Genomic DNA, 21122 nt, shown 5'->3' with positions numbered 1-21122 from the left:
AATAATTTTTTTATTCCACAAACTCGAATTCGAAGTCGAGGATTGCCACGACACTACCGTCCTCGGCACCCAACTTACGAAGATCGTCATCGACGCCCATTTGACGCATTTGACGAGCAAATCGTTTGATTGACTCATCATGGTCAAAGTTCGTCATCTTGAAGAGCTTCTCGATACGAGGGCCCGTGATCACGAAGCGATCGTATTCATCGATGTGGATTTGATAGCCTTTCTCTTCCTTCTCATAACGATACACGACACGAGGCGTCGCTGTCTTCTCTTCGAGCTCATCGAGTGGGAATTCTGGTGTCGTATCGACAAAGTTAGCCACTTCAATCAACAAGTTACGAAGACCGTCTTGAGCGAGTGCTGAGATCGGGAAGACTTTGACATCGTCCCCTACCTTCTTCTTGAACTCTTCAAGATGTTCCGCTGCGTCCGGCATATCCATTTTGTTCGCCACGACGACTTGTGGACGCTCGAGGAGACGTAAGTTGTACGACTCGAGCTCACGGTTGATCGTCGTGTAGTCTTCGAACGGGTCGCGTCCTTCCATACCACTCATATCGATCATGTGAACGATAACTTTTGTCCGTTCGATATGGCGAAGGAACTGGTGACCGAGACCAACGCCTTGGCTCGCCCCTTCGATGAGACCTGGAAGGTCGGCCATGACGAAACTACGGTCGTCCGCTGTCTTGACGACACCGAGGTTCGGTGTGATCGTCGTGAAGTGGTACGCACCGATTTTCGGGCGTGCCGACGAGACGACAGAGAGAAGCGTTGACTTCCCGACAGACGGGAATCCGACGAGACCGACGTCTGCGAGGAGTTTCAACTCGAGACGCAACTCACGTTCTTGACCTGGTTCCCCGTTCTCCGCGATTTCCGGAGCCGGGTTGGCAGGCGTCGCAAAACGACAGTTCCCGCGACCACCACGACCGCCTTTGGCGATCGTCGCTTGTTGGCCGTGCTCGGTCAAGTCTGCGATGACGGTATCCGTCTCGGCATCGAACACGATCGTGCCAGGTGGGACCTTGACGATGAGCGGTTTCGCTTTACGTCCGTGCATCCCTTTTGACATCCCTTTTTCGCCATCATGGGCGATAAACTTCTTCGAATAGCGGAAATCAACGAGCGTCCGCAATCCTTCCTCTACTTCAAAGATGACGTCCCCACCGTGACCACCGTCACCACCTGCAGGACCACCGTCTGGAACGTATTTCTCGCGACGGAAAGCGACCATCCCTTTTCCGCCGTCTCCAGCTTTTACAAAAATATTAACCTGATCGACAAACATTTATTTCCCCTCCTTTATGTGAAACGTAGTGGTATCTACGTTCTGTTCGTACACATCGGCTGATGCCTTCACATCGTCCGGGACAGCGCCCGTGACGCGAACCATCAGTCCGTCCGTGAACGTCACATGAATCGGCCCATCCGTGTTGTCTAACAAGCGGACAAGCATCTCTGCCACTCGCGCGTCATCGATGGCGAGTTGGTCGGTTGAAATCGTATACGTCATCCGTCCCTCCCAATTCGCTTGAATCACGACTAGGCTCGTCTGTGGCACGTTCAAACGAACGAGCGCACTCTCTTCGTCGGCTTGTTTCCGATAGCGTTCGTAAAGTTCCTCGAGCTTAGTCGGATCGAGAGCCACATAGAGCGAGATCAATTGAAGCCGATTCATCCATTCGTGACGGACGGTCGATAAGAGCTCGAGTGTCTGTTCTGAATCCATTTGATCCTCTCCTAGAAAAAAAGACTCTAACCAAATAAGTGGCTAGAGTCTTCTGCGTCGTTCAACTTACGCGACTGGGTAAACGCTCACTTGTTTCTTGTCGCGACCAAGACGCTCATAGCGTACTACGCCGTCAACTTTCGCAAACAAAGTGTCGTCGCCACCACGGCCAACGTTTTCACCTGGGTGAATCTTTGTACCGCGTTGGCGGTAAAGGATTGATCCAGCTGAAACTGTTTGTCCGTCAGCGCGTTTTGCACCGAGACGTTTCGAAATTGAGTCACGACCGTTTTTAGTCGAACCAACTCCCTTTTTCGAAGCGAAGAACTGAAGGTTCAATTGTAACATGAGGTCCACCTCCTATTGTTCAATTTGGATATATTCACCGTAGCTTTGGGCGATCGTGTCTAACTGCACGAGCATCCCTTCTAATAACAGTTGGGTGCGTTCCATATCCTGCGGTGATAAGTCAGGATACGTCTCGACATAAAAGTAACCACCCTCTGTTTGATCTGCCATTTCTACAAGAAGCGATTGACCCGCAAGCGTTTCGACGGCGTTATAGGCACCAAAGATGATGGCTGAAACACCGGCGCACACCAAGTCAGAACCAGGTTCTGCAAAATTGGCATGACCAGTCACTTCGACGGAGCGAATCGAATTCGCCTCGTCTCGTCTTACCTTGACCCGAATCATAGCTTACGCTTCGATTTTCTCGATGCGAACTTTCGTGTAAGGCTGACGGTGACCTTGCTTACGACGGTAGTTTTTCTTAGCTTTCATTTTGAAGACAGTGATCTTCTTAGCGCGGCCGTGTTTTACCACAGTACCGACAACTTTAGCGCCTTCTACGAGTGGAGCGCCGACTTTAACATCGTCACCACCAACGAAAAGAACCTCACCGAATTCTACAGTACCTTCGACATCAGCATCGAGTTTTTCGATGTAGATCTCTTGACCTGCTTCAACTTTGATTTGCTTACCACCTGTTTTGATGATTGCGTACATATACGTGCACCTCCTTGTTAAACTCAGACTCGCCATCCTGGGCAGGGCAAAAACCTTTAAAAACCCGTTCTGTGCGGTTGTAGCCATTTGGGTGCTTCCAAACGAACTAACGTTATAGATAATACCATTCTCAATTAATCATTGTCAACGACGAGATAAGAAATTCTGACATTCTTCGGACGTCCCATAAAAGACGAACTCCGGCTCCCCTTCGACGAGGTGCACCTCAATGTCAAATCCGTGCCAGGAAGCGTCATGCCACTTATTAGGGAGTGAGAGCACGACCGCTTCGTATTGATCATTCAAATCAAGGAGCGACCGTTCAAACTTTGAGAAGATGGCCAATTTTGAAGGCTTGCCGGCATGAAACATCCGGTCTTGAATCGAGCGCCCGGTCCGTTCCCGCGACAGCTCGAACAGCCCCATCCGTGTGAAGCCGTACACTTCGACACGTCGTGGGTCACGCGCCCCGAGTTCTTTCATCTTTTTAAGGAGACGGGTCTGCCCTTCCTTTGAACCACGTAAGAAATCGATGATGACCATGCCGCCGATATTTCGCAGACGCAACTGCTCCATGATCGAATAGAGCGCGGCTTCATTGATGGTATCGGCCGCACGCCCCTTGTCTTTGACGGCGACATTTTTGCCACTATTCACGTCGATGACGGTCATCGTCTCGACTTGTTCGATCAAGACGAACGCCCCACCATCCAACCAGACGGCACGACTCTCCAGTTTCTCGATGGCTCCATCGAGACGTTTCGCTTCAGGCATCCGCCCTTTTCCGATATGACGTTTCACCGGGACATCCAATCGTTCGAGTCGCGTTTGCCCTTCTTTGTCATTCAACAGCACGGACTCGACTGCATGACGTCTCACGAATTGTTCGCATAGTAGCTCGTCTTGCCCGAACCGTTGCTCGATCACTATGGTCGAACGGTTACGCAATCGATTCAGTTCTTCCTGTAACGCTTCCGGGGCCACTTGTCCGGCTTCCGTCCGAAATAAGACCCCTTCCTCTTCCGTTAAGTCGAGCGCCTTTGAGAGGCGGTCCTGCGTGACGAGGTCGAGTTTCCGGCTGAACAGTTGACGACGTCCAAATGGGAAATACACAAGATATCGCCCACCGAATCGAATGTTCTCTGTCACTTTATGATGCTTGCCGTTGATTCCTTCTTTTGTCACTTGGACGAGTCGCTTTTCTCCGACGACTGCCGCTTGCCCGATGGCGGGCACTTCCGGATACGAGGCGAGCGCACGGAGCGTCTCTGCGATCGGGAGAAAGTATGTCGTCTCCCCATCCGTCAAAAAGGCTGCCCCGAGTGACGGATGGATCCGTTCAATTGCGGCTTCGACGATGGTCCCGACAGACAGTTGGTCGACAAACCGTTCCTCGACTTCAAGTAATCGTTCGCCGTCCACGAGCATCGCCCGTTCGATGGAAGGTGTTCGTTCGTAGATTAGCTTCATCTGCATCACTCCTTTCGACAGAAAAAGGCAACTTCCGTTGCCTTTACGCTTTTTTCATTCCAAATTTCATCATGAGTCGTGCCCAAAAGCCGACCGGTGCCGTCTCCGTCTGAATCGACATGAGCGGGACCGATTCGCCAAGAATACGGCGCGTGATGTTCCGGTAAGCCTGCCCGGCATAGTTGTCCGGATTCATCGTGACCGGGACACCGCGGTTCGCGGCTGCGATGACTTCCTCATCGTCGATGACGACACCGAGTAAGTCAATCGACAGGATGCGCATGATGTCATCGATGTCGAGCATGTCGCCCGATTCGACGAGATGATTCTTGACTCGGTTGACAATCAGTTTAGGCGCATCGATATGTTCCGCTTGCTCGAGCATCCCGATGATTCGGTCTGCATCTTGAACCGCCGCTTTTTCAGGTGTCGTGACGACGATCGCCTCATCCGCACCGGCAATCGCGTTCATGAACCCTTGCTCGATTCCAGCAGGACAGTCAATCAAGACGAAATCATATTCCGTCTTCAACTGGTCAACGATTTCTTTCACTTGTTCAGGATTCACTGACGTCTTGTCTTTCGACTGTGCGGCCGGGAGTAAATACATCTCCTCGAAGCGTTTATCGCGGACGAGCGCCTGATTCAACTTACATTGACCCGTGATGACATCGACAAGGTTATAAATGCTCCGGTTGTCGAGACCGAGAATGATATCGAGGTTACGCAATCCGATATCTGTATCGACGAGACAGACCGAGTGTCCAGACAAGGCGAGCCCCGTCCCGATGTTGGCGGTCGTCGTTGTCTTCCCGACGCCCCCTTTTCCTGATGTCACGACGATGGCTCTGCCGTTTTTAACTTCTTTTTCTGTATGTACAGGCTCCACTACTTGCTCCATTCCACTCACCCTCTCTGTAATTCCATTGCATATGCGTCTTTCAGACCTGTCATGACGTGGCGGAGACGTGTCATCTCAATCCCATCACTCGTCTGATACGCACAACCCATCTCAATCTCAGGAAGTTCTTCCCCGTCATCGGCTGTGAGTACACGTTCGCCGATTGCTAAAAACTTCGGATGGAGCAGGCTCGCGGTGATGACCGCTTCTTCCCATCCTTCGACACCGGCGCGTACATTTCCTCGTATCGTCCCTAAACAATAAATACTTCCTGTCGCCTGGACCTCTGACCCAGGATTGATATCCCCGATCACGAGCACCGAACCGTCAAACGTCAAGACTTGTCCACTCCGAATCGTCCCGCTGTGATAGTGGAATGTCTTTCTGCCGTACGTCGCTTTCGCTTCTTCTGTCAACATGACATCGCTCGACAAGTCTTCAATATAAAAAACGCCATGACGAGCGACGACCTCACGAATTTGACGTGACAGCTCCTCGTCAATATAACGAGTACCCGCGTGCAACTTCAGGGCAATCTTTCCGGACGGCGGCTCCATTTCTTGTAATGTCGCTTCTAAGTCCGTAAGCACCTCGTCGATGCCACTCTTCGGATTGAAGTGAATGGCAATGCCGTTGCGATGTCCTTTAATCGTAATGTGTCGTTTACGCTCCATCATGGCTACCCTCTTTTCGCAACAGGGCGTGTCGTCACATAACGCGTCATCGGATAATAAAGAATCACGATGGCGATGGCATTGACGAGCATCGTCCCTGGAATCTGTTCAACCAATAGTGTTTGAATCGTCATCAACGTCCCACCAATCGCCGCCATGATCCCGTAAATCGCAAAGGTGAAAACGAGAATCATAAACGTGAACGTAATGGTGACGGAGAAGAAGTTCTCACCTATATATTTTAACACGAAGCTGGCTAAGAGAGGAATGAGTGAAAAAGTAAATACATAGATTCCAATCAGGTCGGTGTAGACGATATCATACAGCAGTCCGAAGACAAGCCCAAACCCGAGTGCCGTCTCCCATCGACCGTACAGACTGACAAACATCAACCCGATCAGCGTCAACAAAAGAAACGGCGTGGCGTAGTGCCAAGAAAAAATCGATGCCCATGTTCCTTCAATAAGAAAAAGGAGGAACAGGGCGATGAACACTTTCATGTTACTCACCCGCTGCTCCTCCTTCCTCGGGACCCGTTAAAAACGGTTCGTCTAGTGTCCGATCAATCACGTACATTTGTGAGAACTCATTGAAGTCGGCCTCCGGTTTAATCCGGGCGACTTGTGAGACGCCATATTCATCCGTCTCGATCGATTCGATCGTACCGATGACGAGTCCAGCCGGATAACGTCCACCGAGTCCGGACGTCGATACGATTTCTCCTTCTTTCAGCTTGACGCTATTCGATACTTTCGTGAAGAACAATTCATTCGTCTCCGTGTCGAATCCGTCTACCGTCCCATACGTCGGTTTGCCGTCCGCATCTTTGACCACAGCCGAGACGTTGTTCGTCCGGTTGTTGTCGCTGAGCAGTTGAACTTGCGACGTATAGGCACTCGTCTGAATGACACGACCGACCATCCCACTCGCTGCGGTCACGGCCATGCCCTTTTCAACGCCGCGTTCTGAACCGACGTTGATGGTGACGTAGCGTTGCCAATCGTTCGGTGTCCGACCGATGACCTCCGCCGGAATGAGGTCGAAGTCACGTAACGACTCGTCTCTTGCTTCGACCATCTTTCGAAGCTCCTCATTCTCACGGCGCAAATCATCCGCTTCAACCGATACCTCGGCGTACTTCGCCAAATGTTCTTTCAGCTGGCGGTTCTCTTCGTAGATATCGCGGACATCTGAGATGGACGAGACCGTTGAGTCCATCCACCCGATTGGTACCGCGAACACTCGCTGGAACGTGCCGACCACATCACGCGTGACATCTTGGTACCAGGCTGATTCCGATCGTCCTCGAATCGAAACACCTAAAATGACGAAAAACAAGATCAGTACAATTAGCGTGATGATGAGCTTTTTATTACGTACGAATCGGCTCATCGTGTCTCACCTCTCATCGACGTGACGAGATGCCTGATTTCGAACGGAGGACGTCCATCATTTCAAGAGATTTTCCAGTCCCGACCGCTACGCAGTCGAGTGGCTCATCCGCAACGAGTGTCGGGATGTGTGTCTCGTCTGAGATCACGTCGTCCAAGTTTTTGAGGAGGGCGCCGCCGCCAGTCAAGACGATTCCGCGGTCCATAACGTCAGCCGCAAGTTCTGGAGGAGTTTGCTCAAGCGTTTGCTTGACCCCTGCTAAAATCGCTTCGACTGTATCAGAAAGAGCTTCACACACTTCTGCAGACGTGACTTCGATTTGTTTTGGAAGTCCTGTTACGAGGTCGCGACCACGGATTTCCATCTTCTCCGCTTCGTTCGATGCATCGATGCGCGCCGAACCGACTTCCATTTTGAGCGTCTCAGATGTACGCTCCCCGATCATGAGGTTGTACTTGTTCTTGATGTAACGAATAATGGCATCATCCATTTCGTCACCACCGACACGAATCGATTGGCTTGTCACGATGCCGCCGAGTGAGATCACTGCGACTTCGGTCGTACCGCCACCGATATCGACGACCATCGAGCCAGTCGGTTCCCAAACTGGGAGGCCTGCACCGATTGCTGCTGCGAACGGTTCTTCGATTGTGTATGCTTCACGAGCGCCTGCTTGTTTCGCAGCGTCTTCCACGGCACGTTTTTCAACAGACGTGATACCGCTTGGGACACAAATCATGACGTTCGTCTTCGATGAGAACAAACCGCCTTTTGATTTTTGAGCTTGCTCCATGAAGTATTTGATCATCGTCGCTGTCGTTTCGAAGTCAGCGATGACGCCGTCTTTCATCGGACGACGTGCAGAGACGTTCCCCGGAGTACGTCCAATCATATCTTTGGCCTGGTTACCAACGGCCTCAATTCTACCTGTATCTGTGCGGAACGCCACGACGGACGGTTCACGAACAACAATTCCTTGACCCTTTACATAAACGAGCGTGTTAGCCGTTCCAAGGTCGATTCCGATTTCTCGGTTAAAACTACGAAACATAGGTGTTGCTCCTCTCTTCATTACACTATTTTTTATTATAACGGAAAAATCATGTTTGAAAACGTTCATTCGATTACAGGTTATTTACAATAACCGCATCTCAGTCCTGTCTCACCGTCTATTAGTTTGCCTTCTTTTCGGCAAAAAGGCAAATCAAAAAAGCAGACGCAAGTGAGCGTCTGCCTAAGGAGAGAACGGTTACAATCCCGGTTGGAGCGGAAGCAGTAACATCGCTCCGTAAAAGAATACCGAGAAAATCAACACCGGTCGAAAGAAGCGGGATGGCTTGAGTCGGGTCGCTCCTGCCAAAAAGCTCGATGTCGTCACGACGAAAAGGTAGATCCCGATATACATGAGCAGGAGACGGACGAGTACCGTCCAGATGCCGAGTTGATTGAGTTCATTGAAAGAGAGCACGATCATACCGAGATAAGCGATGAGCGATAGAATCCCTACGCCGACACCAACGAGCGGTGAGACGCGGTCGAGCCAGTGGTCCTGATCGAACCGCATAAATAGCGCTGTGCTCACAAATAAAAACAGGATGAACACAACGATAGAGAAGATGGTTGGTTCTAGATGTATGTAACTCACAAAAAGCGATAATCCGACCATCAGGATCCAAATTATTTTTTCCATAAAAACACCTCATTTGTTTTCTAATCAACATCTAGATTCGATTAGAGAAAACTATCTTCATTCAGACAATTCATTCGAATGTTGTGATTTCTCTTTTCCTTCGTGAAAAATCATGCAAAGAGCTAAAATCAAACAAATTAATCCGCCTAACCCAGTCGTGATCAAGGACAATTGCTCATCAAAAAAAGCTTTAATAACTCCTAAGAAAATGAGAAACACCCAACCAACCACATTCCATATTGTCATACGCGACATTCGGTAACCTCCTATGTACAAACTCATGCATCATTATTTCTACTCTCTTCAAATTCTACATCTCCATTTACCTTTTTCCAACTATATCCAAAATTTAATGGGGTTAAAGTGTCAAATTAATGAATGACCCCAACACCTATTACTACTACCGAGTATCGAACGGCTCCATAGCTCTAGAATCTTACACGGACGAGAACAAAGAAGAACATGTATCACCTTAGTCCATCAGTTTTTTCTATTCATTGTATTCTAGACTCCTATGAAAATGTGAACGAAATCCAAAAAAGCAGACATCATGATGCCTGCTCTCTACTTCTTACCCATTCATATATCCCCGCTGCTTCATGCTGACGTAATGGTCTTCCCCAATGATGACGTGGTCGAGACAGGCGATGCCGACGATATTGCCTACTTCGACCAATCGCTCGGACACCTCGATGTCCTCCCGACTCGGGGTCGCGTCCCCACTCGGATGATTGTGCACGGCGATAAAGCACGCCGCCGACAGCTTGAGCGCCTCACGAAAAACATCGCGCGGGTGCACGATCGAGGAGTTGAGCCCTCCGACGAAAAGCGTCTTCCGAGCGATCAGTTGGTTCTTCGTATTCAAATACAAACAGACGAAATGCTCCTGATTCAACAGTCTCAATTCATCCCGCAACAACTCATAGGCGTCTTGCGGCGAACGAATCGTCGGCATACTCGCTTTCGGTTCCTCGACGTATCGAATCCCGATTGTGAACGCGGCGAGGAGTTGCTCCGCCTTCTTCTTCGTCATCCCTTCGATTTTACATAAATCGTGAACGGACGCTTGTGACAGCGCCCGTAACGTCGGGTAGACGTCCGAGATACGACGAGCCGTCTCCATCGGGTCTGGTCCCCGTCCTCCGATTTGAAGCAATCTGGCGATGGCGGTCTCTACACTACGGTCAAGCACCATGGTCATTCCTTCACCTACTTTCAAGTTCACAGGAAGCGAGGCGTCACCCCATGCCGGTCGAGCGTCTTGACGAGCGGATGGATCGGCAATCCAACGACATTATAAAAATCCCCTTCGATTCCTTCGACGAAGAGACCACCCGATCCTTGAATCCCATACGCACCCGCCTTATCGTAGGGCTCTGTCGAATCCAAATAATCCGCTAGCCAGGTTTCAGGAATCTCAGCGAACGTCACACGCGTCGTCGTGACGAACAAATCTTGGGACTTACCGATGATGCTCACACCCGTCAGCACTTCATGGGTCGAACCGGATAATCGTTCAAGCATCCGTTTCGCATCCTCCCGGTCTGTCGGTTTCTCTAAAATGATGCCGTTCAAGACGACGACCGTGTCCGCGCCGATGACGATGGCATCACGGTGATGCCTTGCCACGTCCATCGCTTTCTCCCGGGCCAGACGAGCGACGTAATCACTCGGTGTCTCCCGACCGTCCGTCCCTTCCGTCACGGTAGATGGGATGACCTCATGTTTGATTCCTGCTTTCGTTAATAGCTCGGTACGTCGCGGTGACATCGAGGCGAGAATGACACGCTTCTGTGTTGAATTCATTGTATCGACTCCTTCTCTTCTACCAAAACGGCGTTTCTTCCCGTTTCGGTCTTCACTGTTGATTGTAGGCAACGTGCCTCCTAAACACAATTACCCGCGACGAAAAACACGCCCCTTCAATTGCGAAGGGACGTGCCGACTTATGGTGTCGTATAGTCGTATACCGGGATATCCTTTTGCTCAAACGCCGGTTCCGGAATGTATCGGTCTGGAACGAGTTGGTCGAGGTCCGGACGATAGAAGGCATCAAGCTCGACTGTAAACTCGAGCGACTGCACTTCTTCGACCGTATTCGGTCCCGTCTCGGCAGGTCCGGTAAATTGAACCGTCCGTAACACGTGAATCCGATTCATCGACTCGATCGACTCCAAGAAGGAGACGAGCGCTTCATACGTCTCTGCTTGCAAGTTGACCGTTGAACGGACCGTAGAAGCGTTGACAGGTGTAACGTCCGTTGGTTCAGCCGGTTCATTCGTCGCACTCACATCAGCCGGATTGAACGGCTCGACCGTTTCCGGCACTTCTGACTCAGCCACAACGCCATCCGCAAATGCGATACTTGTCACATTGACACCCGCAAGAAGACTTGCCTGCGACAACGCCTCAACGACCGTGTCGAGGGCAGGAACTGTTGGAACCCGTGTCTGAAGCGTCTGAGAGTCCGCTACATCAACGGCTTTTCCTTCTTGGCGCAATAACTCCAGTTTTGTTTGTTCGAGCGAGAGGTCGCGTTCAAGCGCTTCGACCTCTCCTTGTTTGACGTAATACGTATAGCCAAAGTAAGCCGGTGCGATGATTGCGGCAAGGAGGCAAATCGCAAATAACGCGTAGATTGTCGAACGTTTCATTGACTCACCACCTCCTCATCCGTGTCCTCTTCCTCTGTCAACTCGTCTTCCACGTCTTGGAACATGAACGTAAACTCTCCGATATAGCGTGGGAGGGGCTCTTCTTCACGTGAGTTTTCCTCTTCCTCTGCATCCACATCCGCTTTCAACTCCGTCGTCACACCGAGGAGTTTGACGTCGAGGAACCGCTCATCGGTCATGAGCGAGCGCTGGAATGCGTTCAAGTCTTCTAACGTCTCGAATTGAGTTCGGACGCTCATGATGGAGCCATCCGCGTAGTTATACGTCAAGACGTAGCCAGTAGGCGGCAACTGCTCAGTCAACGCGCGCAGTGCTGGGACCGCATCCTTTTCCATGTCGGTCAACGCCGTCACGGTTTGGTCGAGCGAGAGCACTTGTTGCGCTTTCGAATTCACTTGTTCGGTTTGGTAAATTTGAACGAGCTGTAACTCTTCTTCGATTCGCGTCTGTTCTGCTTTTAGTTGGTCGACCTCATAGTACAAGTATCCGGCCGCCCCTCCTCCGAGAAGAAGGGCGACGAGACCTGTCACGATCGGCCAACGGAGTGTCACGTCCGTCGAATTGATGAAGTTCGTGTCACGATCGCGCTGAAGCGTCGCCATCCCAAGGAGTGGCAACATTTGATGCGATAGAGGTGTCCCGTGAGCGATGGCGAGCGGTTGCTCGACACGCGTCACCGAGACGAGGGACTCAGCCTGAATCATACGGACGAGATCATCGACTTCCGGAACAGTTCCAGAGACGTATAACTCATCGATGGCCCGACCATCCGTCCGCAGCGAGTAACGATAGAAATCGAGGAAGCGAGCGAGTTCGTTCAACCAGTCATCCAACTGATTAGCCTTCATCTCATCTGTCCCATCATATGTATAGGTCACGACACCATCTTTCGTCCCGACTTGGTACGGGAGGTCCAGTTCAATCGAGCGGATGAAACGGATCTGCCCTTCCTCAAGGACGAGCAATTGATGTGAAAACGGCGTGATATGCCAGAGTAATGTCGATTGAAGCGGATCAATCTCCGATAAACGTATGACCCCATTGGCGACCGCGACAGAACGTGGCGTGATCTTCTTCAACGCTAGACCACGCTTTTTCATGTACGCACGGAGCGACTTCGTCAATTCAATCGAAACGGCATGCAACATAACGTCCGTCTTGACCCCGTCTTCTCCTAACACTTCGTAGTCGAACGACACGTCATCGAACGGCAAGATGATCGAACTCCCGATTTCCATGAAGAGATAGCCACGAATCTCGTCCTTCGGAATCGAAGAAGGAATCTCGACTTTCCGTGACAACACTTCGGTCTCGTCCAATGCCACCGCACACGTCATCCCGCGTCGCACTTTCAACTTGCGACAGAGTTCATCGAAAGCGAGACTGAACGCCGTCTCATCGAGAATCTTCCCTTCTCCATACGCATCTTTTGCTAACTGAACCGAGGCGCTTCGTTTGAATACCCCTTGTTTGATGACGGCCCCGTGGATGCTGAGCGCATCAAACGAAAAATACGTGACCGTCCCTTTCTCTATCCCACGACTCATGATCGTTTCCCCCTACATCAACTCAAAATACCAATCAAAAAAACTTTCACTAAACCAAAACGTCAACATCGTCCCGAGCGCAATCGACGGGACGAACGGAATCGGTTGCTTTCGCCCGATTTTTTTTGTGATCATCAACCCGATCCCGACAATTGCCCCAATCAAACTCGATAGAAACAAGGCGACCAGCACGTCACGCGGACCGAGCACAAGACCAATCATAGTAAACAATTTGACGTCCCCTGCCCCAAGTCCCCCTTTTGACACGAAAAAGACGGTCGCTAGGAGCGAAAATCCGAGCAACGCCCCCACAAGTGGCGTCCACCAAGATGCCCCTGTCAGATAGGTGAGGAGGAGTAATACCGGTGCCGTGAATTGCAAGATGACATTCGGCACGAGCATCGTCGATAAATCAGACATCGCCAAAGCGAGTAAGGTCGACAAGAAAGCGAACGCGAGTAGCGTCATCACACTGAATCCGTAGAGTGAAAAGCTATAACCATATCCAATGGCTCCAAGTAACTCAAAGATCGGATACGTCGGCGCGATCCGCTCGCCACACCCATGACATCTGCCTCTTAAGGCGAGATAGCCAAAAATCGGGATGAGTTCCCACGGTGACAATTCGTGACCGCAAGACGGACAATGTGACCGCGGCGTTACGATCGATTGCTGACGTGGCACGCGGAGCCCGACGACGTTGGTGAACGATGTGATGACCGCCCCGAGGACGATGCTATATAGGAATCCAATCGATTCAATCAAGGAAGGATCCTCCTTTTGTCAGTATATGCCAAAAATAGAAAACCGGCTAGGCTGAGCGAGTGCCCAGCGCCAGCCGGAGTGAGAACTAAATTAGTCGACAGAGTCCTTGTTTAAACCACTCGCATCGTCAGGTGCAGCAGAAGTTCCGATGTCTTTTGCTCCATCCAACCATACGCTATATGTGTATTTAGTACCTGTTTTTGTAACATAAACAACGCCGTTATTATAGTTCGTACCGAACGGATCCTTCATCGTATCAATCATATTGTCAGCTAATACTTCTGTACCAGCTTTAGCTCCAACGAAACGAATTGCAGTTCCTGTAGCAACATCATTCGAAGCAACATACAACTTCGCCGCACTGACCATTTGCTTCGCATCGGCAACCATTGCATCTTTCTTCGAGTTCTCGATGATTCCACCAATCGCAACGACTGCGATGGCTGCGATAATTCCTAAAATAACGACGACGACGAGTAACTCGACAAGTGTGAGCCCACGCTCATCTTTTAACTGTTTGGCATCTTGCCAAATCATTTTCAACTTCTCTACCATAATTCATTCTCCCCTTTTACGTAATGTGCTGTGTGTAAACTAGATAAATTACTTTAGACCTAATATAGAAGTAGAACAATTTTACTATACCTTCTAAATATAGTATTGAAAAGGTATATTTTCAAAAGCTTGCATATTGCTTTACTGATTCTGAATATCACCATAGATTTGGAACATCGGTACGACGATCGAGATGACGATGACCCCGACGACACTTGCCAATACGACGATGAGAAGCGGCTCGATAATCGACTTCAAACGGTCGGTTGTCGTCTCGACCTCCGTCTCATAAAACTCAGCGACTTCGTTCAACATCGAATCCAAATCACCGCTCTCTTCCCCGACGGCGATCATCTGAGTCATGAGTGCCGGGAAGTTCGCATTTCGCATGAGCGGCTCGTGAAGCGGGACCCCTTGCGCCATCATGTCACGTGCCTCCGTCAGTCCTTTCCGGATGACGCGGTTCGATACGATACGTTCGGTGATTTCAATCGCCGTCAAAATCGGGACGGCCGCTTGTAGAAGGACCGCTAAACTTCGCGTTAGCAATGCAATCTGAGATTTCATCACAATCGTTCCGAAAATCGGCATCTTCAATAGCAAGCCATCGATGACGAACCGTTCCCGGTCCCGCTTCAACATCCAGGTGAAGGTGAGAACTCCAAGAATCGCGAGTCCGAGTAACAACCACCAGAAGGCCGCGATGAAATCGGAGACCGCGACTACAATGCGCGTGATGAGCGGAAGCTCACCGCCGAGTTGACCAAAGATGCTCGCAAACGTCGGGACGACGTTCACCATTAAAAAGGCGACAACGCCGATGGCGACGATGGAGACGACCAACGGATACGTGAGGGCAGAAATGACCTTCCGCTTCACATCATATTGTTTTTGAAGTTGGAGCCCGATTTGATCGAGCGCCTCCTCCAAGTTCCCGCTCGTCTCCCCGGCAAGTGCCATCGAACTAAAGAAGTTCGAAAAGACGCGTGGATGTTTTTTGATCGCCTCGGAATAGGCAATCCCTTCCTTCAAATCATCCTCGACTTGACTCAGTGCTTTCTTCAATACGTTCGACTCGGTCTGTACCCGTAAGATTGAAGTCGCACGAACAATCGGGACACCCGCCCGGATGAGCGTCGCGAACTGACGGACGTACATAATCAAGTGTTCGATTTTGACTCGTTCTGGCAGCAAGTTGACCTCTTTGTTCAGTCCAGTCGATTCGAGCTCGGCCAAGTCCGTTACGAGAATAGATTCTTGACGCAACTTTTCTTTCGCTTCCCGAAGCGAGACGGCCGTGACGCGACCTTTCTTACGCTTCCCGTTCAGGAGCTTTCCTTCATACTGAAATATCGCCATCACTCATCACCTCATCTCTTCTGTCGGGACGGCGTTCGGATTGATAATCCCTTGCCGAACAAGTTGTTCGATGGCAGCATCCATCGACTGCATCCCGTGCTGGCGACTCGTCTGGATGACGGTCGGCAACTGGAACTCTTTTTCATTTCGAATCAAGTTGGCAACAGCCGGATTCCCTAACATGATTTCCATGGCGGCGACGCGTCCTTTCGGCACATCAACCCGTGGAAATAACCGTTGACTCACGACACCGAGTAAGACGTTCGCGAGTTGTGTCCGGATTTGGTCCTGTTGCTCAGCTGGGAACGCGTCGATGATTCGACTCACCGTCGACATCGCACTCGATGTATGGAGCGTTGCCATGACGAGGTGCCCCGTCTCTGCGGCGGTCATCGCCGTCGAGATGGTCTCCAAGTCACGCATCTCCCCGAGCAGAATGACGTCAGGGTCTTGCCGTAAGGCGGCCCTTAGACCACTCACAAATTTCATGACGTCAGAGCCGATTTCCCGTTGGTCGACAATACTTTGGTCGTGGGAATGTAAATACTCGATCGGATCTTCTAGCGTGATGATTCGTTTTCGCTGCGTCCGATTGATTTCATGAATCATCGCCGCGAGCGTCGTCGATTTCCCTGAACCCGTCGGACCCGTGACCAAGATGAGACCATGTGGTTTCTCAATCAGACGCTTCAGTACCGTCGGCAGATTGAGTTCGTTCAAGGTCGGGATTTCCCCGGAAATGGACCGGAACGCGATGGCAATCGTGCCTCGTTGATAATAGGCGTTGACCCGGAAACGGGAGACACGTGGGACGCCGAACGAGAAATCAAGATCTCGTTCATGCTCGAGACGTTCGCGCATATCGTCGGTCATGATTTCTTTTAAATATCCTTCGAGATGGTGCGGCAACACCTTCTCCTCGCCCATCGTAATAAGACTCCCGTCTACTCGAATGATCGGAGGAGAACCGGCTGTCAGATGAATATCCGAGGCACGTTTCTCGACCGCATTCGTCAAGATGGTTTCGATCGATTGATTAATCATAAGCATTCTCCGTAATGACCGTTCGTAATATTTCCTCGGTCGTCGTCAAACCGGCGGCGACTTTTTCTAATCCGTCCTCAAGCAGGAATGTCGCTCCTTGTGACTTGGCATAGTCGACCATCTCAGACTCGGTCGCCTGGTTCATGATCATCCGGCGCAAGCCTTCATCAATCGGGATGACTTCGTGAATGGCGAGGCGCCCACGGTACCCTGTGAAGTTGCATGACGAGCATCCTTTTCCCCGAACGATGTGGTCGATGTGTACACCCTCTGCGTCGAACAGGCTACGTTCACTCTTCGATACCGGTTCGACTTGACCACAGTCACGACAGACGCGTCGAACGAGTCGTTGTGCCACGAGTCCCGTCGTCGAAGCGGCGACGAGGAACGGCTCAACCCCCATATCGACGAGACGGGTGATGGAGCTGATTGCTGAATTCGTATGTAGCGTTGACAACACAAGGTGACCGGTGAGCGAGGCACGAATGGCAATCTCAGCTGTCTCCGTATCCCGAATCTCTCCGACCATGACGATGTTCGGGTCTTGACGTAAAATCGAACGAAGCCCTGACGCGAACGTCAAGCCGACTTTCGAGTTGACCTGAACCTGGTTGATGCCGTCAAGTTGATACTCGACCGGGTCTTCTACCGTAATGATGTTTTTCGTTTCATCATTCAGTTCTTTTAACGAAGCATACAATGTCGAGGATTTCCCTGAACCGGTCGGACCGGTGATCAAGATAATTCCATTCGGACGTTTCAGCATGTCACGGTACGCCTGTTCGTTTCGTTCGCCAAATCCGAGTTTCGTCAAATCGGTCAGTCCTTGAGATGAGTCGAGGACCCGAATAACGATTTTCTCTCCATACATCGTCGGGAGCGTCGAGACGCGGAAATCATAGGCGCGATTGCGTAGCGTGTACTTGATCCGTCCATCTTGTGGCAGACGACTTTCTGTGATGTCGAGGTTACTCATGACTTTGAGACGCGTCAGCATGACGCTCTGAATCTTCTTCGGATAAACGGTTTCTGTGCGTAAATCACCATCAATCCGAAAGCGGACGTGAAGTTGTTTCTCATGCGGATCGAAGTGAATATCCGAAGCGCGTTGGTCGATTGCGCTTAAGAACAACTGGTTCACGAGGCGGATAATCGGTGCATCGTCTCGACTGACAGATTCCTGTCGCTCGATTTCCGGGGCATCTTCTTTTAAAATTTCGACGAGCGAGTGATCCATCTCATAGTATCGACTAATTGTCTTTCGAATCTGTTCTCTCGTTGCGATGCCAATCTCGATGTTCATCCCTGTCTGAAGACGGACGTCATCAATGGCAATGAGATCGAGTGGGTCGGCTGTCGCCACATGTAACGTATTGCCGTTCAACTCAAACGGCATGATATCGTGTTTTTGTGCCAATGCTTTCGGTACGAGCTTCGTGACCGTCACATTGATGTCGTAGGAGTACAACTCAATGATCGGCACATGCAGCTGTTCATGAATCATTTGAATCAACTGTGTCTCGGTAATATGGTTTAGTCGAATTAAGGCATCCCCTAGTTTTTCTCCGGGACGCTTCTGTGCAAGCGCCTCATCGAGCTGACTCGTCGTAATGAGCGCAGCCTCGATGAGCATCTCACCTAATCTTCGTTTCGTTCGTCTCACGTTACTTCACCATCCTTTGAGGAGCCTCCTCCTGCTCGGTCTTGTCGTTCCGTTCTTCGACAAAGACGCTCGCAGCCACTCCTCCAATCAATGCAACGATAAGAATCACCCATGCCCACCATGTTTGAACGAGTGATTCTTCTACCATCAAATAGACGCCACCAGACAGAAGGGCAGTCCACAGGCTGATGACAAGCTTCGTTTCACGTTTTCTCGTCATCGGAACGGATAAAGCGAACAGTGTCAATGTGGCGAGTACCCAAAAGCCGAGTAAAATCAAATAGCCGATCATCCCACTGCCTCCTCTTCTGCAGGTTCTTCTAATACGGGCGGTTCTGCCTCAAATGGGTCGTCGTTCGAATCATTCGGGAACGGGTCTTCTTCCTCGTCCTCATCCGGGAATGTCGGGATGACCGGTTCGACCGGATCCGGTGGCGGAAGCGGAACGGAACTCTTCGTCACGATTTCCGGTGTCGGTGCATAAAAATCAAACCCGAGTAATTCCAACGTCTCCCCTTCTTCAGTCACAGTGACCCGGTAGAGCTTACCTGACTGTCCATCTTGACCTGACTGGGTGACCGATGAACTGCCTGACGGGAGCGAAGATGAGAAGCGCACGACTTTTTGATGCGGTACCGTCTTCACTTCTTCAACTCTCGCTTCGAAAGCGGCGTCAAAAGGTTGACCGAGCAATTGAACCGTCACAGAACCCCCTTCATCCAAGACGAGGATGGCATATGATGTGTCTTCTCGGTTTTGAACAGCAAAGTTCGAGCGCTCATCTACTTTCGTGTCATAGCCTAGCTCCACCCCGGAAGGAAGTGTTTCGTGAGGCACACGTTCGAGAATGGCGAACGGTGTCGCCGCAAATAGGCGATAGAATGAAGACCCTAGTGTCGTGAGCGCTTCGTAATCTTCTCCGAACGATTTGAGACTAAAGATGTCTCCCGCTGCCATCTCGAATCCGTTCATTCGATCAAGGGCTGACTGCATAGCCGGTGTCGGGCTCACAGTGAACGAGGCGACGACTTCATTTTCTGCCGCGACTTGCTCTAATGTCACAGATGACTCCAACATCGATGCGGCATCCATCAACGCCGGGGCAATCATCGTCAGCGTGACGGGTTGACCTTCGAGATAAGGCTCGACTTTCGTTTCATCTACGGATGTCAACAGCGGATAGTCACCTGTATCTTTAATGGAGTCTAACGTATTCGATACATCGAACGTCACGACCTCTTTTCCAATCTCCATGACCGTCCCATCCATCAAATTGATTGAAAAGGGTGTCGTATTAAAATCTTTAATCGCATTATCGAGACGAACGTCCGCTTCTTCTTTCGTCATCCCTGATACGTCGACACCTGCGACCGTCGTATCTTTTTTATATGTAGCACTCGACTCAGCAGACGCATCTAAGTAATTGACGAGTCCAATCGTCGGTAATGTCACGAGTACGACGAGTCCAATCAAAATGATAAGATGCATCCCATACCGCTTCATGTAAAATCCCCCCGTGTCTAATCCGACTTCTATTCTATATATCCGTTCAGCGTATAACTTTAGTATAATATGTATTGTACAAAAAATAACATTTAATTCAGTATTGCATACGTTATTTTCCGATTGTTTTACTTTTTTTGAATAGGAGGTCAATGTCTTGTCGCATTCCGAAAAAGGTTTTACGCTCGTCGAAGTGCTCGTCTCCATCGTTGTTCTTTCAATTGTCTCATTTTCTTTACTTTCGATTTTCAGCCAAAGTTTGAAGACGACACACGACAGCCTCAATCAAACGATTGCGAACCAAGTGGCGCAAAACACGTTACATACTTTAAATCGACGGGCCGCGTCCGTTGATGAACCGCTCGAACTGCGTCAATTGTTGAATCGGGACGGGATCAGCTCGACGTGCGACTTCTGCGAAGATACCCGAATCCATGGGGATACGTATATCACAACCATTCAATCGCTGTCCACTGCACCCGGACATACAATTGAAGTTGAAATTTCGGTGACGACCGACCGTTTGCAAACGCCCGTCACCTTGAAAGGAGTCATTTCGAATGCGACATTGCGCGAACCGTTCCCTGAAACGGCTGTCCCGACAACTGACTGAGATGGAGAAGCGTGAAGACGGCTTCACGCTCGTCGAGTTGCTCGTCACAGTCGTCGTCGCTTCGATTTTAAGTGGCGTCATCATTACGGCCTTTATCACTGGAACGCTCGGTTTTCAAATGACGAACGAGACGAGTGACCTTCGAAGCGAGGCCGACTATTTGATTGCCTCCGTGCTCTCTGATGTGAACCGGACCGAATTCGACGCCGTGATGGAAGTGGACGGCTCGTTTCAATTTTATCGATTGTCCGCTCCAGACATATCGGAAGCCGGAATGATTTACCGGGAGGCGGGATACGTGCCGACCGACTTGGTTCTCTCAGAGGATTCGTTTACGCCTTCTAATCCACAAATCACAGTCGAACGGATGACCATCCAGTTAAAAGATCCCGTGTTCGATCCGAGACGCCCGACTTACATGACCGGTGGACTCATCGAAATCGAGATGGATTTGACTCAATCAAACAATCCCGATTCTGTTACGACATTTGAAAGCTCCATCCCATTCTAAGAAAGGAGGCA

At 50.4% G+C, this 21122-nt stretch carries 26 protein-coding genes and 1 other annotated feature; of the genes, 2 read left to right on the top strand and 24 right to left on the bottom strand.

Annotated features, from left to right (window positions below; translation table 11 throughout):
* Positions 1 to 10: 10 nt before the first annotated feature.
* From obgE to OKS35_RS01175, 24 genes are all read right to left on the bottom strand, one after another.
* Positions 11 to 1300, bottom strand: a complete 1290-nt coding sequence (obgE, locus tag OKS35_RS01290; RefSeq protein WP_015881157.1) for a GTPase ObgE — start codon at positions 1298 to 1300, stop codon at positions 11 to 13.
* Positions 1301 to 1741 carry a Spo0B domain-containing protein gene (locus OKS35_RS01285; RefSeq protein ID WP_074037487.1) on the bottom strand — a complete coding sequence of 147 codons (441 nt, stop codon included), beginning with the start codon at positions 1739 to 1741 and terminating at the stop codon, positions 1301 to 1303.
* A 66-nt stretch (positions 1742 to 1807) separates the two neighbouring features.
* Positions 1808 to 2089 (bottom strand): 50S ribosomal protein L27, encoded by a 282-nt coding sequence (gene rpmA, locus OKS35_RS01280; RefSeq protein WP_015881155.1) that lies wholly within the window; start codon positions 2087 to 2089, stop codon positions 1808 to 1810.
* Positions 2090 to 2101: 12 nt separating this feature from the next.
* On the bottom strand, positions 2102 to 2437 hold the full coding sequence (locus OKS35_RS01275; protein WP_078146561.1) for a ribosomal-processing cysteine protease Prp: 336 nt from the start codon (positions 2435 to 2437) through the stop codon (positions 2102 to 2104).
* A gap of 3 nt (positions 2438 to 2440) precedes the next feature.
* Positions 2441 to 2749, bottom strand: a complete 309-nt coding sequence (rplU, locus tag OKS35_RS01270; protein ID WP_015881153.1) for a 50S ribosomal protein L21 — start codon at positions 2747 to 2749, stop codon at positions 2441 to 2443.
* Between the two features lie 15 nt (positions 2750 to 2764).
* Positions 2765 to 2838 (bottom strand) — a sequence feature (ribosomal protein L21 leader region).
* 55 nt (positions 2839 to 2893) lie between these two features.
* Positions 2894 to 4219 carry a ribonuclease E/G gene (locus OKS35_RS01265; RefSeq protein ID WP_264092345.1) on the bottom strand — a complete coding sequence of 442 codons (1326 nt, stop codon included), beginning with the start codon at positions 4217 to 4219 and terminating at the stop codon, positions 2894 to 2896.
* A 43-nt stretch (positions 4220 to 4262) separates the two neighbouring features.
* Entirely contained in the window at positions 4263 to 5120 is an 858-nt protein-coding gene (gene minD, locus OKS35_RS01260; protein WP_015881151.1) for a septum site-determining protein MinD, read from the bottom strand.
* Between the two features lie 5 nt (positions 5121 to 5125).
* Positions 5126 to 5794, bottom strand: a complete 669-nt coding sequence (locus OKS35_RS01255) for a septum site-determining protein MinC (RefSeq protein ID WP_264092344.1) — start codon at positions 5792 to 5794, stop codon at positions 5126 to 5128.
* Between the two features lie 5 nt (positions 5795 to 5799).
* Complete coding sequence (mreD, locus tag OKS35_RS01250; RefSeq protein ID WP_049759982.1) at positions 5800 to 6294, bottom strand: rod shape-determining protein MreD; 495 nt, start codon at positions 6292 to 6294, stop codon at positions 5800 to 5802.
* A gap of 1 nt (position 6295) precedes the next feature.
* Positions 6296 to 7186, bottom strand: coding sequence for a rod shape-determining protein MreC (mreC, locus tag OKS35_RS01245; protein WP_047795500.1), 891 nt, complete (start codon positions 7184 to 7186; stop codon positions 6296 to 6298).
* Positions 7187 to 7199: 13 nt separating this feature from the next.
* Positions 7200 to 8237 (bottom strand): rod shape-determining protein, encoded by a 1038-nt coding sequence (locus OKS35_RS01240; RefSeq protein ID WP_074037493.1) that lies wholly within the window; start codon positions 8235 to 8237, stop codon positions 7200 to 7202.
* Between the two features lie 198 nt (positions 8238 to 8435).
* Positions 8436 to 8876: a hypothetical protein gene (locus OKS35_RS01235; protein ID WP_264092343.1), complete on the bottom strand. Its 441-nt coding sequence runs from the start codon at positions 8874 to 8876 to the stop codon at positions 8436 to 8438.
* 57 nt (positions 8877 to 8933) lie between these two features.
* Complete coding sequence (locus tag OKS35_RS01230; RefSeq protein WP_264092342.1) at positions 8934 to 9131, bottom strand: hypothetical protein; 198 nt, start codon at positions 9129 to 9131, stop codon at positions 8934 to 8936.
* 316 nt (positions 9132 to 9447) lie between these two features.
* Positions 9448 to 10077 (bottom strand): RadC family protein, encoded by a 630-nt coding sequence (gene radC, locus OKS35_RS01225; RefSeq protein WP_215244106.1) that lies wholly within the window; start codon positions 10075 to 10077, stop codon positions 9448 to 9450.
* Between the two features lie 20 nt (positions 10078 to 10097).
* Positions 10098 to 10682, bottom strand: coding sequence for a Maf family protein (locus OKS35_RS01220; protein ID WP_078146555.1), 585 nt, complete (start codon positions 10680 to 10682; stop codon positions 10098 to 10100).
* A 140-nt stretch (positions 10683 to 10822) separates the two neighbouring features.
* Complete coding sequence (locus tag OKS35_RS01215) at positions 10823 to 11530, bottom strand: hypothetical protein (protein ID WP_264092341.1); 708 nt, start codon at positions 11528 to 11530, stop codon at positions 10823 to 10825.
* Complete coding sequence (pilM, locus tag OKS35_RS01210; protein ID WP_264092340.1) at positions 11527 to 13098, bottom strand: pilus assembly protein PilM; 1572 nt, start codon at positions 13096 to 13098, stop codon at positions 11527 to 11529. Before pilM ends, OKS35_RS01215 begins: the two co-directional genes overlap by 4 nt.
* A gap of 12 nt (positions 13099 to 13110) precedes the next feature.
* Positions 13111 to 13863 carry a prepilin peptidase gene (locus OKS35_RS01205; RefSeq protein ID WP_211781475.1) on the bottom strand — a complete coding sequence of 251 codons (753 nt, stop codon included), beginning with the start codon at positions 13861 to 13863 and terminating at the stop codon, positions 13111 to 13113.
* Positions 13864 to 13953: 90 nt separating this feature from the next.
* Positions 13954 to 14418: a prepilin-type N-terminal cleavage/methylation domain-containing protein gene (locus tag OKS35_RS01200; protein ID WP_214813720.1), complete on the bottom strand. Its 465-nt coding sequence runs from the start codon at positions 14416 to 14418 to the stop codon at positions 13954 to 13956.
* Between the two features lie 141 nt (positions 14419 to 14559).
* Positions 14560 to 15777: a type II secretion system F family protein gene (locus OKS35_RS01195; RefSeq protein WP_159561979.1), complete on the bottom strand. Its 1218-nt coding sequence runs from the start codon at positions 15775 to 15777 to the stop codon at positions 14560 to 14562.
* Between the two features lie 6 nt (positions 15778 to 15783).
* The gene (locus OKS35_RS01190) at positions 15784 to 16821 is read right to left on the bottom strand and encodes a type IV pilus twitching motility protein PilT (protein WP_214782609.1); all 1038 of its coding nucleotides are present in this window, start codon (positions 16819 to 16821) and stop codon (positions 15784 to 15786) included.
* Complete coding sequence (locus tag OKS35_RS01185; RefSeq protein WP_214782606.1) at positions 16814 to 18484, bottom strand: GspE/PulE family protein; 1671 nt, start codon at positions 18482 to 18484, stop codon at positions 16814 to 16816. Before OKS35_RS01185 ends, OKS35_RS01190 begins: the two co-directional genes overlap by 8 nt.
* 1 nt (position 18485) lies before the next feature.
* Positions 18486 to 18776: a hypothetical protein gene (locus OKS35_RS01180; protein ID WP_047795511.1), complete on the bottom strand. Its 291-nt coding sequence runs from the start codon at positions 18774 to 18776 to the stop codon at positions 18486 to 18488.
* The gene (locus OKS35_RS01175; protein ID WP_214782602.1) at positions 18773 to 19987 is read right to left on the bottom strand and encodes a G5 domain-containing protein; all 1215 of its coding nucleotides are present in this window, start codon (positions 19985 to 19987) and stop codon (positions 18773 to 18775) included. Before OKS35_RS01175 ends, OKS35_RS01180 begins: the two co-directional genes overlap by 4 nt.
* A 157-nt stretch (positions 19988 to 20144) precedes the next feature.
* On the opposite strand from OKS35_RS01175, the gene OKS35_RS01170 reads away from it, so the two are divergent.
* Both OKS35_RS01170 and OKS35_RS01165 read left to right on the top strand, forming a co-directional pair.
* Positions 20145 to 20600 (top strand): prepilin-type N-terminal cleavage/methylation domain-containing protein, encoded by a 456-nt coding sequence (locus tag OKS35_RS01170; protein WP_264092339.1) that lies wholly within the window; start codon positions 20145 to 20147, stop codon positions 20598 to 20600.
* A complete protein-coding gene (locus OKS35_RS01165) occupies positions 20548 to 21111 on the top strand; it encodes a prepilin-type N-terminal cleavage/methylation domain-containing protein (RefSeq protein ID WP_264092338.1) in 564 nt (187 codons plus the stop codon). The genes OKS35_RS01170 and OKS35_RS01165 overlap by 53 nt, the downstream gene beginning before the upstream one ends.
* Positions 21112 to 21122 lie beyond the last annotated feature (11 nt).

This window comes from Exiguobacterium sp. N5, from assembly GCF_025842465.1.
Taxonomy (GTDB): domain Bacteria; phylum Bacillota; class Bacilli; order Exiguobacteriales; family Exiguobacteriaceae; genus Exiguobacterium; species Exiguobacterium profundum.
This window is presented reverse-complemented; position numbering and strand designations above follow the sequence as displayed.